This window comes from Xaviernesmea rhizosphaerae, from assembly GCF_001938945.1.
Classification (GTDB): Bacteria; Pseudomonadota; Alphaproteobacteria; order Rhizobiales; family Rhizobiaceae; genus Xaviernesmea; species Xaviernesmea rhizosphaerae.
In genome coordinates, this window is record NZ_MKIO01000035.1 from 1 (window position 1) to 15,362 (window position 15,362).

At 65.4% G+C, this 15,362-nt stretch carries 11 protein-coding genes; 6 read left to right on the forward strand and 5 right to left on the reverse strand.

The features are described 5' to 3' along the window. Positions 1–291 precede the first annotated feature (291 nt). Positions 292–795 carry a GAF domain-containing protein gene (locus tag BJF92_RS16425; RefSeq protein ID WP_075635844.1) on the reverse strand — a complete coding sequence of 168 codons (504 nt, stop codon included), beginning with the start codon at positions 793–795 and terminating at the stop codon, positions 292–294. A gap of 414 nt (positions 796–1,209) precedes the next feature. Here BJF92_RS16425 and BJF92_RS16430 point away from each other — a divergent pair, with 414 nt between their 5' ends. The 3 genes from BJF92_RS16430 to BJF92_RS16440 all read left to right on the forward strand — a co-directional run bounded on the left by BJF92_RS16430 (position 1,210) and on the right by BJF92_RS16440 (position 5,774). Continuing rightward, entirely contained in the window at positions 1,210–3,279 is a 2,070-nt protein-coding gene (locus tag BJF92_RS16430) for a hydantoinase/oxoprolinase family protein (protein ID WP_075635845.1), read from the forward strand. Between the two features lie 4 nt (positions 3,280–3,283). Next, positions 3,284–4,942, forward strand: a complete 1,659-nt coding sequence (locus BJF92_RS16435) for a hydantoinase B/oxoprolinase family protein (protein WP_075635846.1) — start codon at positions 3,284–3,286, stop codon at positions 4,940–4,942. A 130-nt stretch (positions 4,943–5,072) separates the two neighbouring features. Further along, positions 5,073–5,774 carry a GntR family transcriptional regulator gene (locus BJF92_RS16440; RefSeq protein ID WP_075635847.1) on the forward strand — a complete coding sequence of 234 codons (702 nt, stop codon included), beginning with the start codon at positions 5,073–5,075 and terminating at the stop codon, positions 5,772–5,774. A gap of 274 nt (positions 5,775–6,048) precedes the next feature. Here BJF92_RS16440 and BJF92_RS16445 read toward each other — a convergent pair whose 3' ends face one another. Both BJF92_RS16445 and BJF92_RS16450 read right to left on the reverse strand, forming a co-directional pair. Next, positions 6,049–7,218 (reverse strand): trypsin-like peptidase domain-containing protein, encoded by a 1,170-nt coding sequence (locus BJF92_RS16445; protein WP_245294802.1) that lies wholly within the window; start codon positions 7,216–7,218, stop codon positions 6,049–6,051. Between the two features lie 201 nt (positions 7,219–7,419). Then, positions 7,420–8,148: a TetR/AcrR family transcriptional regulator gene (locus BJF92_RS16450; protein WP_245294803.1), complete on the reverse strand. Its 729-nt coding sequence runs from the start codon at positions 8,146–8,148 to the stop codon at positions 7,420–7,422. A 311-nt stretch (positions 8,149–8,459) separates the two neighbouring features. Between BJF92_RS16450 and BJF92_RS16455 the strand changes: the two genes are divergently transcribed. Continuing rightward, a complete protein-coding gene (locus BJF92_RS16455) occupies positions 8,460–10,220 on the forward strand; it encodes an acyl-CoA dehydrogenase C-terminal domain-containing protein (RefSeq protein WP_075635848.1) in 1,761 nt (586 codons plus the stop codon). Positions 10,221–10,619: 399 nt separating this feature from the next. Here the strand turns inward: BJF92_RS16455 and BJF92_RS16460 are convergent, their stop codons facing one another. Further along, positions 10,620–12,167, reverse strand: coding sequence for an alkaline phosphatase family protein (locus BJF92_RS16460; RefSeq protein ID WP_075635849.1), 1,548 nt, complete (start codon positions 12,165–12,167; stop codon positions 10,620–10,622). A 423-nt stretch (positions 12,168–12,590) separates the two neighbouring features. Here BJF92_RS16460 and BJF92_RS16465 point away from each other — a divergent pair, with 423 nt between their 5' ends. Continuing rightward, positions 12,591–13,250, forward strand: a complete 660-nt coding sequence (locus BJF92_RS16465) for a GntR family transcriptional regulator (RefSeq protein WP_139790728.1) — start codon at positions 12,591–12,593, stop codon at positions 13,248–13,250. A gap of 84 nt (positions 13,251–13,334) precedes the next feature. Continuing rightward, on the forward strand, positions 13,335–14,279 hold the full coding sequence (locus BJF92_RS16470) for a 2-hydroxyacid dehydrogenase (RefSeq protein WP_075635851.1): 945 nt from the start codon (positions 13,335–13,337) through the stop codon (positions 14,277–14,279). A gap of 27 nt (positions 14,280–14,306) precedes the next feature. Here BJF92_RS16470 and BJF92_RS16475 read toward each other — a convergent pair whose 3' ends face one another. After that, on the reverse strand, positions 14,307–15,044 hold the full coding sequence (locus BJF92_RS16475; RefSeq protein ID WP_425356476.1) for a L,D-transpeptidase: 738 nt from the start codon (positions 15,042–15,044) through the stop codon (positions 14,307–14,309). Positions 15,045–15,362: the final 318 nt, after the last annotated feature.

The window sequence follows — 15,362 nt, forward strand, 5'->3', positions numbered from 1 at the left end:
AAAACACATCACTCATCACGGTCTCCTTTCCGAAACCGTGAATCACATCTCAAACCAAATTAATAGGTCCTGAGCCTAGACTTTTGTTTTTGCATCGGATTTTTCCGAAAACCGGTTCCCACTTTTCGGTCCGATGCCCTAAGGCGCCAGGGCAGGAAGGGGCTTCGGCTCCTCCTGCCCTTCCAGAACGGTTCTTCGTGCGTCATCAATGCCTTGACGCGCCTGCCGGCCTGCTTTTCCCGGCCGGCGCTGACCGACCCATGTGCCGACGCCGAATGAGCGCGCGGTTGCTCAGCGCGGCCGCGTCACCAGCAGGAAGGCGATGACGGCATAGGGCATCAGCTCCGGCAGCGGCGCGAGGCGCTCGGCCGTGTAGCTGCCGGCCTTGTCCAGCAGGTTTAGCGTGCCGATCACTTGTCCGCCGACGATGATGGGCACGTTGACGTTGGATTCACAGCCCAGCGAGCGGATGATTTCCCAGTCGAACAGAACCTCGGCGATCTCCTCGATCGACAGGGTGGAGAAGACCTGCTGCCGGCGCAGCACGATGTCGGTCCATTTGTTGTCGGGGATCGGCTTGAACCCACCGACCGGATAGACCTCGGGATTGTCGGTGTAGATCCGGCGCGAGCGGCCTTCCGTCACCTTGCCGTCCTCGATCTCAAGCGCGGAGGCGGTCAGGAGCCGACTGCCGAGCGTGGCACGCGTGAGTGCGGCAAAGGCCTCGAAAGCGGCATCGGCGGATTGAAGGCGCACGGCCTCCAGGAAGGTCTGCACATGGGGTTCGGGCAGCATCGGATACCTCTTGATGGATCGGCCAAGGCTATTTCGCATTCAGTTTGTCGACAAGAGCCGTTTTCATAGAAGCTCCGGATTTCTGATGTGGCCGGGCAGCAGCGCCATTTGCGGACCCTCGATATTGCCTTGAATCACAGGGGGAATGACAGGGGCGATCGTCAGCGGCAGGACGAGCCGCCAAGCCGTGAATTTTCCTTGCCTCCGCAGGCCGAAAGGCAATAATTTTCCGATACGACGAAAAAATTCCTTGTCGACATTTTGGATGCACTATAGGTTTTTCACCATGCGCAGGACGGCCTTCCCAGGCATGATCCGCGTCTTTTCCGCCTTCTGGACGGCGCGCCGGCATCCCTTCCTCACCGCATGACCGGCGCGAGGGGCCACGGCGCCAGGCAACATGATGGATTTTCGATGGGCGACACGATTCTCAGAATAGCCACGGATGTCGGCGGCACCTTCACCGATCTGGTCTATTTCGAAACCGACCTCGCAACCGGCAGGCAGACGATCCGCACCGCCAAATCGGACACGACGCCGCCGAACTTCGAGACGGGTGTGCTGAATGTGCTCGACAAGGCCGGCGTGCCCCTGTCGCAGGCCGATTTCTTCGCCCATGGCACCACCGTCGTCATCAATGCGCTGACGGAGCGCAAGGGCGCGCGCACCGCGCTTCTGGCCACCAAGGGCTTTCGCGATACGCTGGAGATCGCGCGCGGGAACAGGCCGGATTTCTTCAACCTGATGTATGAAAAGCCCGAGCCCTTCGTGGAGCGGTACCTGCGCCGCGAGATCCCCGGCCGGATCGATTATCGCGGCCGCGAGACGGAAGCGCTCGACCTCACGGGCCTGCCGGCGATCCTTGCGGATTTCAAGGCCGAACAGGTTCAGGCGATCGCCATCTGCTTCATGCATGCCTATGCCAATCCCGTGCATGAGCAGGCCGTGGCCGAGGAGATCCGCCGGCTCTGGCCGGAGGTTTCCGTGGTGGCCTCGCACCAGATCACCCGCGAATGGCGCGAATATGAGCGCTCCTCCACCGCCGTTCTCTCGGCCTATGTCCAGCCGGCGGCCGAGCGCTATCTTGCCCGGCTCGAAACCGGGCTGAAGGACAAGGGCTACCAGGGGCGGCTCTATGTGATGCAGTCCAATTGCGGCGTCGACAGCTTCCAGTCGACGCGCGCCATCCCGATCACCATGGTCGAATCGGGCCCGGCCTCGGGCTTCTGGGGCGCGGCGGAGCTCGGCCGCATCATCGGCGAGCCCAATGTGCTGGCGCTCGACATCGGCGGGACGACCGCCAAATGCTCGCTGATCGAAAACGGCCAGGTGCGGATCAAGACCGATTACTGGATCGAGCGCGACCGCAAATCCTCGGGCTATCCGATCATGGTGCCGGTGGTCGATCTGGTGGAGATCGGCAATGGCGGCGGCTCGATCGCCTGGGTCGACGACTTTCAGAAGCTGCATGTCGGCCCGAAATCGGCCGGCGCCCTGCCCGGCCCCGCCGCCTATGGCCGTGGCGGCACGCAGGCGACGACGACGGATGCCAATCTGGCGCTTGGCCGCATCAGCGCCGACTATTTCTGCGGCGGCACGGTGACAGCCGACATGGCGGCGGTGAATGCCGCGCTGGAAGACGTCGCGGGAAAGCTCGGCGCCACGCCGATCGAGGCGGCGCGCGGCATCGTGCGGATCGCCAATTCCAACATGGTCAATGCGCTGAAGCTGGTCTCGCTCAACCGGGGCTACGACCCGCGCGACTTCACCCTGGTGGCCTTCGGCGGCGGCGGCGCGATGCATGCGGTCGCGCTCGGCCAGGAACTGGGCGTGAAGAAGGTGGTGGTGCCCCGCGGCGCCTCGGTCTTCTCCGCCTGGGGCATGATGATGAGCGACCTGCGCCGAGACTATTTCGTCACCCGGCTGATGGACGAGACCGATCTTGCGGGCTTGAACGCTCTGATCACGGAAACCGTCGATCATGCCATCGCGCAATTTGCGGCCGAAGAGGTCGCGGCGGACAAGGTCGCCGTCGAGCCCTTCCTCAAGGTGCGCTACCGCAACCAGGAGCATTCGGTGGAGGTGCCTGTCGATCCCGACGGGCTTGACGCCGCCGCCGTCGCCCGCATGGTCGAGGCCTTCCACGCCATCTACGAGAAGGAATATACCTATCGCCTGGACGCGCCGGTGGAGATCGTCGGCCTGCATCTGATCGCCCGCGCCGAGGTCGGCAAGCTGGAGATCGTCGCCCTGCCGGTGACGGGGCTGGCGCTGGCGGATGCGGTGAAGGGCCGCCGCATGGTCGATTACGCCACCGAGGGCGCGCATGAGGCGACGATCTACGATGCCGAAAAGCTCGAGCCGGGCATGACCTTCTCCGGCCCTGCCATCATCGAGGATCCCGGCACCACCATCGTCATCCATCCGAAGAACCGCGTGTCGATCGACGCCTTCGGCAACACCCATATCGAGATCCGGGGCTGACGCCATGACCGAGAAGACCCACGACCCCGTCACCTTCGACATTATCCAGAACGCGCTGGAGGCCGTGGCCGACGAAATGTTCGTCGCCCAGCGCAAGACCTCGATGAGCGCGATCATCTATGAGGTGCTCGATCTGGGCACCGGCATCTGCGATGCCAATGGCGAGATCGCCGCGTCCGGCGCCGGTATCCCGGCCTTCGTCGGCGTGCTGGACAAAGCGGTCAAGCGCATCCTGGAAAAGCACCCGCCCGAGACCATTCAGGCCGGCGATCTCTTCGCCTCCAACGATCCCTATTGGGGCGGCGTCACCCATTTGAACGACATGATCCTGGCCATGCCGGTCTTTGCCGAGGGCCGCATCGTCGCCTGGACCGCCAATATCGCCCATTGGAACGATGTCGGCGGCAATGTGCCGGGCTCCATGTCCTCCGAAGCGACCGAGATCTTCCAGGAAGGCATCCGCATTCCCGCCGTCAAGCTGATCGAGGCAGGCAGGCCCAACCAGGCGGTGTTCGACATTCTCTATGTCAACACCCGCCTGCCGGACTATCTGCGCGGCGATCTCTGGGCCGGCATTGCCGGCGTGCGGATCGGCGAGCGCCGCCTGCTGGAACTGGTGGAAAAATATGGCGCCGATACCTTTACCGCCGCCATCGCCGATTTCATGGATCTCGGCGAGCGGCGCGCCCGCGCGGCGCTGAAGACCATGCCCAAGGGCACCTTCAGCTTCGAGGAGGAGCAGGACGACGGCGCGATCCACAAGATCGTCATCGAGGTCACCGAGGAGCATTTCAGCGTCGACCTGCGCGACAATCCCGACCAGAAGGGCTCCAGCAATTCCAGCCGCGAGGGCGTGGAAATCGCCGCACAGCTCGCCTTCAAGGCGGTGGCGGATGCCCAGGCGCCGGGCAATGGCGGCTTTTTCCGGCCGCTCAAGGTCATCACCCGCCCCGGCTCGATCTTCCATGTGGTGGAGCCCGGCGCGCTCGGCTATTATTCCGAGGTTGAAATCCGCCTGTTCGACCTGATCCTGCGTTGCCTCGCCACGCATTTTCCCGGTCTCGTGCCGGCCGGCAATTTCGCCTCGATCTGCGGCACGGTGGTGGGCGGCAAGCATCCTGATACCGGGCGGCACTACACGATCGTCGAGCCGCAGCTCGGCGGCTGGGGCGCATGGGCTGGCCGCGACGGCAATGCGGCGATCTTCTCCGGCTTCCATGGCGAGACCTTCAACTGCCCGGCCGAGGTGGCCGAGGCCCGCTATGGCCTGACCGTCGATCACATGGCGCTGAACCCGGCACAGGGTGGCGAAGGCGAGTTTCGCGGCGGCAAGGGCATTTCGGTGCATTACCGCGTGCGTGCCAACGACAACTTCCTCAGCGTCGGCTACACCCGCTCGCGCATGCCGCCCTGGGGCGTGGCCGGCGGGCAGGACGGCACGCCGAACTATGTCGAGGTCCTGCGGCCCGGCAAGGCGGCGGAGCGATACTCCTTCGGGACCAACATTCCGCTCAACAAGGACGACATCGTCCATGTCGTCACAGGGGTTGGCGGCGGTTATGGCGATCCGAAGCAGCGCAGCCCCGAGGCCATCCGCCGGGATCTGCGCGATGGCACCCTGACGCCCGAACGCGCCCGCGAGGTCTACGGCTTCGAAGGGTGAGGACGACAGGCCGGGCCGCCCTCCTGCGGCCCGCACCGTCCACAGCGCAGACGTGCATTCTCACCATACCCATCGTGACGAAAACCATGTAGGGCAGCGCATCGATCAACGCGAGCAGAGGGCAAGGGCTTTGACCGCAGGGGAATTGACGCGCACACGCGGCTCGGGAACGCAAAGCGTCTATGCTGCGCTGCGCAATGAGATCCTCTCCATGGTGCTGGGCCCGGGCAGTCCGCTGGACGAGGTGCGCCTGTCCGAGCGCTTCGGCATGTCGCGCACACCGATCCGCGAGGCGCTGGTGAAGCTGGCGGCCGACGGGCTGGTGACCACCCTGCCCAACCGCAACACCATCGTCGCGCCGATCGATTTCGCCGAGCTGCCGACCTATTTCGAAGCGCTGACCCTGATGTACCGCGTCACCACGCGCGCCGCTGCCAGCCGCGGCAATGCTCAGGTGATGGAGGAGATCCTGGCGCAGCAGCGCGCCTTCGCCGAGGCGGTGACGGCGCGCGACGCCTATGCGATGATCGAGGCCAACCGCGAATTCCACGTGGCCATCGCCCGGCTCGGCGGCAATCCCTATTACACCACCTTCTTCGCCCGGCTGCTGGACGAGGGACGGCGCATCCTCAGGCTCTATTACCAGACCTTCGACGACCGGCTGCCGCGGCAATATGTCGAGGAGCACGAGCAGATGATCGCCGCGATCGCCGCCGGCGACGTGGAGGAAGCCGACCGGCTGGCCACCGCCCATGCCGCCCAGATCGTCCGCCAGATCCAGGATTATGTCGCCCGCCACATGAACCGCGCGGTGGAGATGCCGGGGCTGTGAAAGCCGATGGGCTTAGAGCATCAGACTGAAAATCGCACGCAGTCCGATGCTCTAATTTTTTGTTTTTGCATCGGATTTTTCCGAAAACCGGTTCCCACTTTCCGGTCCGATGCTCTAGGGTCAGGACGCTAGCAGGAAACCCGATCATTTCACGCCGAGATCGACGCCACTCTTCGGCTCCGCGCTGCCCAGACGCTCCTTCAGCCAGCACTCCTTCTTCTTCGCGATATNCCGGTCCGATGCTCTAGGGTCAGGACGCTAGCAGGAAACCCGATCATTTCACGCCGAGATCGACGCCACTCTTCGGCTCCGCGCTGCCCAGACGCTCCTTCAGCCAGCACTCCTTCTTCTTCGCGATATAGGCGAAGGCGCGGCAGGCATTATCGCCCAGGCAGGCGACGAAACAGTCGAGATAGGTGGTCTGGTTCAGCCGGCCATAGTCGCCGCCAGGCATGTCGATGCCGGAATAGCTGGTGAACTCCGACACGACCACAGATGCGGCCTTGGCCGTGGAATAGGCGGCCTGCGCATCCGTGTTGTGGATCAGCGCCATGACATTGTTCTTCAGAAAGCAGGCCCTGTGCTTCACATTGTAGGTGATAGCCTGACAGCGGCCATCGCCGACGCAGCTTGCCCGGCAATCGGCATAGCTGGTCTCGCGGATCAGCTGGTAGTCGAAGCCGATCGCATCATAGCCGGCGCGCTCGATCAGACCCGCGCCGGCCGGCTGCGGAGACGATACCGCAGCGGACGGCTGGCCCTCGGCGCTGCCATAGCAGAGGATCTGGAAGACGGAAGGGGCGATCCTGTCGGCAAGATCGGCGGTGGACAGGGCGGCCTGCTCCGGCGCCCGCTCGCCGAACTGAACCGAAACGCTCTGCGCCTGCAGGAACATATCGGCCACCGAGGCACGAATGGCGAAGTTGACATTCTGCGCGGTGATGCCGATCTCGTCGGCCACCTTCTTGGAAAAGGTCGCCGTGGTGATGCCCAGAAGGAACCCATCCCGGTCGACCACCGGACCGCCGGAATTTCCGGGCTGGATCGGCGTCGAGATCTGCAGGAAGCGGGTGTCGTTCTGCAGGCCCGCAAGCGCGTTGACATTGCCCGTGGTGATCTTGATCGAATCCGACAGCAGTCCGGAGAGCGGATAGCCGATGGCGATGATGTCCTCGCCGAGGCGGACAGGCGCGCGACGCAGCTGCAGCGGCGCCAAGGGCCGCGCCGCATCGACCTTGATCAGAGCGAGGTCATTGGCCGCGTCCAGACGCGGCACGCTGGCCACCCCCTGCCCCGGCACCTCGATCCGGCGACAGTCCTTGACCACATGCGCATTGGTGAGGATCCAGCCGTCGGAGGTGATCGCAAAGCCGGACCCCGAGCTGCTCGGCGTTTCCGCCTGCGCCAGGCAGACGCCTGAGAGCACAAACAGACATGCCGCCAATACCGTCCTGATTGCCAAAGGCCGCCCCCGCTGCACCGACAAAACACAACCGGAACTAGTTTAGGGTCATCCGACACAAGGCTTCAACGTCTGAGTGCAGGAATTGCTTGAGTGTCTGCTTATCCACAGCCCGGCGCCGGACATCACACCGGCGCCAATCATACGGTTTCCGGCTGATCGCTTCGCGAACCGGAGACCGTATCACTCCGCCTCGTGACGGAACAGGCGGAGGATTTCGGCGCCGATTTCGGCCGGCGTGCTTTTTCCCTGACGATACCAGTCGCCGACATGGTTGAGCAGCGTGAGCAGAAGAAGCCGGTAGAGCGCGGGGTTGAGATCGGCCCGCAGCGGCAGGGCGGCGACCAGATCCTTGAACAGACGCTCGAACCCGTCGCGCGTGGCGATCAGCCGTTCGGCGAGTGCCGGCGGCACGGCGCGCAGGTCGTTCATGAGCGGCAGGGTGATCGATTGCGGATCGAGCTGGATCTCCAGCATGGTCACGGCGGCCGCCTCCAGCCTGTCCCAGGGATCCGTGCGGGCCGCCACCGCCGCGCGGATGCGCGCTTCGGCCGCCCGGATCGCGGTGTCGTGGATGCGCAGGAAAAGCGCCTCCTTGGAGCGGACATGGTGATAGAGCGAGCCGCCGAGCAGGCCGACGCGCTCGCCGATGTCGCGCATCGAGGTTGCGGCATAGCCGCGCTCGACGAAGAGCGCGGCGGCAGCGGCCAGCACCGCGCGGGTGCGCGGGCTCATCTCGTCGGCAAACAATGCTTCGGTGGCGGCGGCGTTTTCATCGGCCTGGCCATCACCAGCCGGCTCCAGCCCCGCCTGTCCTTCCGCCGTCGGTCCGTCCAACGTCCGCCTTTCCAAAGCCTGACGCTCGTCAGCGGCTCCGGCCTTGGCCGCACGTCCTTTTCTGGCTCCGGTCATCCTGTCCCATATCCTCTCTCGTGGCCTGCGCCGCACGGCCGGCTCCAAAGCCGCGGATCGAAAACCGGGTCCCACTTTTCGGGCCTGCGCGCCAGGGTCCCGCGCCCGAGATCGCCACGAAGATCCGTCCGGGCCAGTCGGCATCCTCGCGCTCACCACCGTCCTCTTGCAAACTGTAACAATCGTTTGATACAGTTTGCAAGAGGACGGTGGGGATGTGCCGCTGGGGAGAGGCGTGAAGCATCGGCGAGACTTGCGGGCGCGCAGACCGTCCAGCGCGGATGCCCAGCTTATTGTGGAGGAGAAAGACCTTGGCTGCTTATGCACCGCCGATCGAGGATATCGGTTTTCTGCTGAACGACGTTTTCGGCTTCGACGCCGTCATGGCCGGGCTGCCGGGCTATGAAGAGGTCAATGCCGAGCTGGCGCTGACCGTTCTGGCGGAGGGCGGGCGCTTCTGCGCCGAGGTGCTGGAGCCCTTGAACCGCTCGGGCGACGAGGAAGGCTGCCGGCTGATCAATGGCGTGGTGACGACGCCAAAGGGCTTCGCCGAGGCCTATCGCGCCTTTGCCGAAGCGGGGTGGACGGGGCTTTCTGGCGATCCGGCCTATGGCGGCCAGGGCCTGCCGCGCGTGGTGCAGATCCTGCTCGACGAGATGCTGTCTTCGGCCAATTTCTCCTTCGGCCTGTTTCCGGGGCTGACGCGCGGCGCGGTCGAGGCGATCGGCCATCATGCGGGCGACGACCTGAAGGAAACCTATTTGCCGAAGATGATCTCCGGCGAATGGACCGGCGCCATGGCGCTGACCGAGGCCCATGCCGGCACCGATCTCGGCCTTTTGAAGACGCGGGCCGAGCCGCTGCCGGACGGGCGCTACCGCATCACCGGCGGCAAGATCTTCATCTCCTCGGGCGATCATGATTTCGGCGGCAACATCGTCCATCTCGTTCTGGCCCGCCTGCCGGACGCACCGGCCGGCGTGAAAGGCATCAGCCTGTTCCTCGTGCCGAAATTCCTGCCCGATCCGGCGGGCAGCGGCGATCAACGCAACGGCTTTTCCGTCGGCGCGCTGGAACACAAGATGGGCATCCACGCGCAGCCGACCTGCGTGATGAATTATGACGGCGCCATCGGCTTTCTGGTCGGCGAGCCCGGACGCGGGCTCAATGCCATGTTCACCATGATGAATGCCGAACGCCTGTTCGTCGGCATCCAGGGCCTCGGCATTGGCGAGATCGCGCTGCAGAAGGCGGCGGCCTATGCGCACGAGCGGCTGCAGGGGCGCTCGGCCGATGGCACGCGCGGGCCGGTGCCGATCCTCGAGCATGCCGATGTCAGGCGTATGCTGCTGACAGGCCGGGCGCTGACCGAAGGCGGCCGCGCGCTGGCGATCTGGACCGCGCTGCAGATGGACAGTGCCGCGCGGCATCCCGATCCTGAGGCGGCCAAGGCCGCCGATGGCTTCGTCGCCCTGCTCACCCCGGTCATCAAGGCCGCGCTCACCGATTGGGGCTTTGCCATCACGGTGGAGGCGCAGCAGGTCTTCGGCGGCCATGGCTACATCCGCGAATGGGGCATGGAGCAATATGTGCGCGATGCCCGAATCGCCCAGATCTATGAAGGCACCAATGGCGTGCAGGCCATGGATCTGGCCGGGCGAAAGCTGATGATGGAAGGCGGCGAACTGCCACGTCGCTTCTTCGCGCTGATGCGCGCCGAGATCGAAGAGGCCCCGTCCTCGCTTGGCGAACTGACACGGCCGGTTCTGGCGGCACTGGCCGATCTGGAGGCGACGACCTCCGCCCTGCAGGAAAAGGCCGCCGATGTGGCCGAGGCCAATGCCGCCGCCGTCGATTATCTGCGCCTGTTCGCGCTGGTCGCGCTCGGTTGGATGTGGGTGCGCATGGCCGCAGCCGAAGCCGCAGGGCAGGATAATGGCACAAAGGCACAGCGCAAGCGCAAGCTCGCCGCCCTGTTCGTCGCCCGCCTGCTGCCGCAGACGGCCGGGCTGAAAGCTGCCGTTCTATCAGGGGCGCGGCCGCTGGCCGTCTTTCAAGAGGATGAAATTTAGACTATCTTTAAATAAAGATCTTGAGGGCGGTGCGCGCAGGCTTGGCCAGCCAGGCCCGGTAACTTTAGTCGGCAACGACGGTGGGCAACCGGGGTCGCAGCACACATCGCCATCGCGACACAGTCTCGCGGCGTGCGGCGGGTCTTCGCCGGAGCGCCGCGAATCGTGCGGCACCTCGTCCTCCCGGGTGCCGCACGATCTTCACCCTGATGCCGTCGTGCGGCGGCGCCTCTCAAAACCGGCTCCCGCTTTCGGGCTCGACGTTTCCAGGCGAGGTTACGCCTTATCTCGGTAATACGGTTTTCGGTTGATCAGACCGAAAACCGTATTCCGTCCATCGAAAATCTGGCCTTCCGGCCAGAGATTTTCGTTGGTTCTTGTTTCCGGTTCGCGAAGCGATCAGCCGGAAACCGTATAAAGCCGGCCGCCCATGCCCTGATAGCCGGTCAGCGTGCGCTCCTCATGGTGCAGACGCTGATCGAGCAGGCGCTCCAGCCCCTCGCGCCGCAGGCCGGCGGCTGCCGGATCGTCGATCCGGTTTACCTGTTCCAGCGGATCGTCCGCAAGATCGAAGAGTACCGGCGCGAGCCCGGCGAAGTGGACATATTTGAACCGCGCGGTGCGCACCACCTGCAGGCCGCAGCGCTCGGAGGGCAGCCCGAAATGCCGCTCCAGCCGGCGGCTGGCCAGATCGCGGAAATCCGTGCTCCAGAAGGCGGCATCGCGCCAGTTGGCGGGCATCTCGCCCCGGCAGAAAGGCAGGAGGCTCTCGCCATCGACATTGTCGGGACGGCTGAGGCCGATGGCGTCGAGCACGGTCGGCAGGATGTCGATCGACTGGGTGAAGGCTGAGACCGTCTTGCCGCGTCCGCCGACCAGATGCGGATGGCGCAGGATCAGCGGAATATGCGCCGAGCCGTCATAGAAGGCCAGCTTGCCCATCAGACCATGATCGAACAGCTGCTCGCCATGATCGCCAGTGAAAACGATCAGCGTGCGCTCGTATCGCCCGGCGGCCTTGAGCGCCTCGACGATGCGGCCGATATGGTGGTCCACCTCGGCCATCATCCCGGCATAGACGGCGCGCACCTTGGCGATCGTGCGCGGATCGGCCTCGGCGACGCGGCCGCTGAGGCCTGGCACGAAATGCTCGATTCCCACGGCCTTGCGGTAGACCTCCACCAGCGGATGCACGCTCTCGGCCATCGGGATCGGCGCGGCGAGCGTGTCGGGATCGATCAGATCGGCAAAGGGTGCGGCGGCGGTAAAGGGCGGATGCGGCGCGATGAAGGAGAGATGGGCGAAGAAGGGCCTGTCCTCATGCACCGAGACGAAATCGATGAAACGGTCGGTGAGAAAGGCGGTTTCGCTGTCCTCCGCGGCAAAGACGGCCGGCTCCCCGAAACGGCAGGCGGAAAAAATGCCGTCGCGGCCGCGCGCCGGATCGGGCACGGAATAGCCCTTGCGCTTGAGATGCGCCAGCCAGGGGCCGGCATGCTCGCCGAGAAACAGGCCGATATCCAGCCCCGGCGCCACGCCCTCATAATCGCCCAGCGCGGGATCCTGCGCCGGCCGGCCGCGCGGATCAGCCATGGTATCGGTATAGCCGAACAGGGTCGGCCGATAGCCCGCACGCCGCGCCTCGGTAAACAGGGTCGGATGGCGCGCATCGAGCGGCGTGCCGTTCTGCACCACGCGATGCTTGTGGGCGTAAAGGCCGGTGATCAGCCCGGCGCGGGCCGGCCCGCAAGGATAGGCCTGGCAGAAATGCCGGGCAAAGCGCACGCCCTCGGCCGCGAGCCGGTCGAGATTGGGTGTCGGCACCGGAAAATCAGGGTTCGGCTCGCCCGGCAGCACCGCGCCGCGCCACTGATCGGCCGTGATCAGCAGCACGTCGAGCGGCGCCTGTTGGGAGGACGAAACGGTCAGCGCGGGATCGAACGACATAGATTATCCTCGGAAAGCAGCCGGTCGGCGGACCGGACGACCGTCCGTCCCCGCCTCCCATCGGCGGTGGCTGTAGGCCGGTGCCATGACAGTCTCATGACAGGAGGCGGATGCCTGCCGGTGTCGCAACCGACAGCTTGCGACGGGCTTGCAATGGCCCGCAAAAGGCCAGGCGGGATCGAGGCATTTTGTCGCAAGACCAGCCTTTGTGACAGGATGCGGCATCGCCGGATGACAGGAAGGTCCTGCTTTAGCGTGGCAGGCTGTTGCCGAAGGGGGTAAAGGAGGGCGCGCTGGCAGGAGCCGGGACAGGAGCAAGGGCAAGGGGATTGACGATCCACCACGGAGCCTGACAGGACTGGCCGCCAAAACGCCCCAACGCATCCGCGCGCTGGCGTCTCTCAATGAATGGCTTTTGTATCGATGAGTTCGACGATCTTCAGCGATGAACGCGCCCAGAATCTGGGCGAGACCGCTTATCAGACGCTGCTGGACATGCTGATCGGCCGCAAGCTGGCGACCAACACCGTGCTGCAGGAACGGCCGCTCGCCGACTTCCTCAACATCTCGCGCACGCCCTTGCGCTATGCGCTCAACCGACTGGAAAACGAGGGCTTTCTCGATCGCACGCCCGGCCGCGCCTTGGTGGTGAAGGCCTTTTCCCCGCGCGAGCTGGTGGAGACGCTGCATGTGCGCGTCGTGCTCGAAACCGAGGCTGCGCGGCTGGCGATCGACCGGATCCCGACGGAGGCGCTGGATGCGATCGAAAGCGAGATCGCCACGCTTCTGGCCTGCGAAAAGCCTGATGTGGCCGAGGACTGGGCGGTGGACAGCCGTCTGCATCAGCTCATCGCCCATCACAGCGGCAATGCCGTTCTCGCCGGAATGATCGAGACGCTGCGGCTGAAGACGCATATGTTCAACCTCTCGCGCCTGCCCGAGCGCTTCGAGGCCGGTCATCGCGAGCATCTGGCGATCATCGCCGCCCTGCGCGCGCACGATCGTGACGCGGCCCGGGCCGGCATCCAGACGCATCTGGACAATGTCCGCGCCAGCATCATCGCCAAGCTCAGCGCGATCTGAGCGCGGGCCGTTTGCGCCCGGCTTTCAAGAGCCCCATCCCAAAGATCTTGGGTAGACGGGCGCAATGCCGTCAAGGAGACCGTCATGCCCCAGCCCATCGCGCTCGTCACCCGCAGCCCCGCCGAGGAGGAGGCCGGCTGGCTCGCCGCCCTGCGCCGTGCCATGCCCGGCGAGCGGATCGAGACGCTTTCGGCCTTGAGCGCCGCGGAGCGGGCCGAGGTGGAGATCGCCATCGTCGCCAATCCCGATCCGGCCGCGCTGAGGGCACTGCCGAAGCTTGTCTGGATCCAGAGCCTGTGGGCCGGGGTCGAGCGGCTGGTGGCGGATCTGACGGAACTCGACCGGCCGATCGTGCGGCTTGTCGATCCGCAGATGAGCCACACCATGGCCGAAGCCGTGCTGGCCTGGACCTATTATCTGTTTCGCGACATGCCGGCCTATGCCCGCCAGCAGCGCGCGCGCCAGTGGAACCCGCTCGCCTATAAGCGGGCGGAGGAGACGACGGTCGGCCTTGTCGGCCTCGGCGCGCTGGGCACGGCGGCGGCCGGACGGCTGAGGGAGGCTGGCTTTACGGTAGCCGGCTGGAGCCGGACGGCGAAGGCACTGGACGGCGTCGCCTGCTTTTCCGGCGAAGAGGGGCTGGATGCGCTGCTGTCGCGCGCCAACATCCTTGTCTGCCTGGTGCCGCTGACGGCCGAGACGCGCGGCCTGATCCATGCCGGCCGCCTGGCGCGCTTGCCCGAAGGGGCGAGCCTGATCAACTTCGCCCGCGGCCCTGTCGTCGTCACGCAGGACCTGGTGGCGAGCCTCGATGCCGGCCATCTCGATCACGCCGTTCTCGACGTGTTCGATCAGGAGCCGCTGCCCGCCGACAGCCCGCTCTGGGCCCATCCCGGCATCACCATCCTGCCGCACATCTCCGCCCCGACCGACCGCGTCACCGCCAGCCGGATTGTTGCCGGCAACATCGCCCGCTACCGTGACGATGGCACCCTGCCGCAGGCGGTCGATCGCGACAGGGGCTATTGATCGCGCGCAGCCGCTATCGCAACCGGATCAGTAGAACACGGCCTGGGACGGCGCGGTGACCACCTGTGCCGGAGCCGAAAGATCCGTCACGACGATGGTCGTGCCGCCAGGCACGCGATTGTAGAGATCGACCACATCCTGGTTGATCATGCGCACGCAGCCAGAGGAGACCGACTTGCCGATGGTCCACCATTCCGGCGAGCCATGGATGCGGTAGAGCGTGTCCTGCCCGTTCTGGAAGATATAGAGCGCGCGGGCGCCGAGCGGGTTTTTCAGGCCCGGCTCCATGCCGCCGGTGCCGACGCCATAGGGCGCCAGCTCCGGCTGGCGGGCCACCATCTCGTCCGGCGGCGTCCAGCGCGGCCATTCCCGCTTGTACTGGATCCGGCCGCGCCCGGCCCAGGCAAAGCCCGCCCGGCCGAGGCCCACGCCATAGCGCATGGCCTGCCCGCCCTCCATCGTCAGATAGAGGAAGTGCCCGCCCGTATCGACGACGAGCGTGCCCGGGGCCTCGCCGGTCGGATCCTGAACCACCTGGCGCAGGAAGCGGCCCGGGATCTTCTGATAGGGAATGGGCGGCAGCGGATAGGGCTCATCCGGCTTGGCGCCGTAGATCATCGCATAGGCGCTGGTATCGACAGGCGGGGCGACGACGGCGACGGGAACGGGCTGGATCGGCGTGCTGGCGCAGCCGGACAGGCCGGCAACGGCCAGCGCGCCCGAGCCGAGAAGGAAGCCGCGCCGGCTCAAGGGGTCGTGTGTCAAGGGCGATCTCATCTGTGCGGTCCTCCCCGGGACGGGGTGGCGACGGTTTGCGCGCCGACGGGTGCAGCGTTCCGGGGGATGGTGAGACCCGGACGCCCGCAGCCTTTGCCGGCCGGACAATCACATAGGGCGCTCCCGGCTCACCGGCTGCTCAGATGTTCGTGAAGTCTTGCGCATCGGACTGAAAATCATCGGCAGTTTATTTTCGCATTTGCCCGACGCGCGGAAGCGCCGCGGTTAAGGCGCGTTGACATTCATTTGAGCCGAAGGTGTGCCGCGCGCAGGAAGATCCAGGCCATGAAGCTGACGTCCGTCTTG

What these genes read in the sequence shown, in the direction of transcription:
- BJF92_RS16450 (WP_245294803.1), bottom strand. Translation starts at nt 8,148, where the DNA reads ATGACCGGAGCCAGAAAAGGACGTGCGGCCAAGGCCGGAGCCGCTGAC.
- BJF92_RS16425 (WP_075635844.1), bottom strand. Translation starts at nt 795, where the DNA reads ATGCTGCCCGAACCCCATGTGCAGACCTTCCTGGAGGCCGTGCGCCTT.
- BJF92_RS16465 (WP_139790728.1), top strand. Translation starts at nt 12,591, where the DNA reads ATGAGTTCGACGATCTTCAGCGATGAACGCGCCCAGAATCTGGGCGAG.
- BJF92_RS16435 (WP_075635846.1), top strand. Translation starts at nt 3,284, where the DNA reads ATGACCGAGAAGACCCACGACCCCGTCACCTTCGACATTATCCAGAAC.
- BJF92_RS16470 (WP_075635851.1), top strand. Translation starts at nt 13,335, where the DNA reads ATGCCCCAGCCCATCGCGCTCGTCACCCGCAGCCCCGCCGAGGAGGAG.
- BJF92_RS16460 (WP_075635849.1), bottom strand. Translation starts at nt 12,167, where the DNA reads ATGTCGTTCGATCCCGCGCTGACCGTTTCGTCCTCCCAACAGGCGCCG.
- BJF92_RS16430 (WP_075635845.1), top strand. Translation starts at nt 1,210, where the DNA reads ATGGGCGACACGATTCTCAGAATAGCCACGGATGTCGGCGGCACCTTC.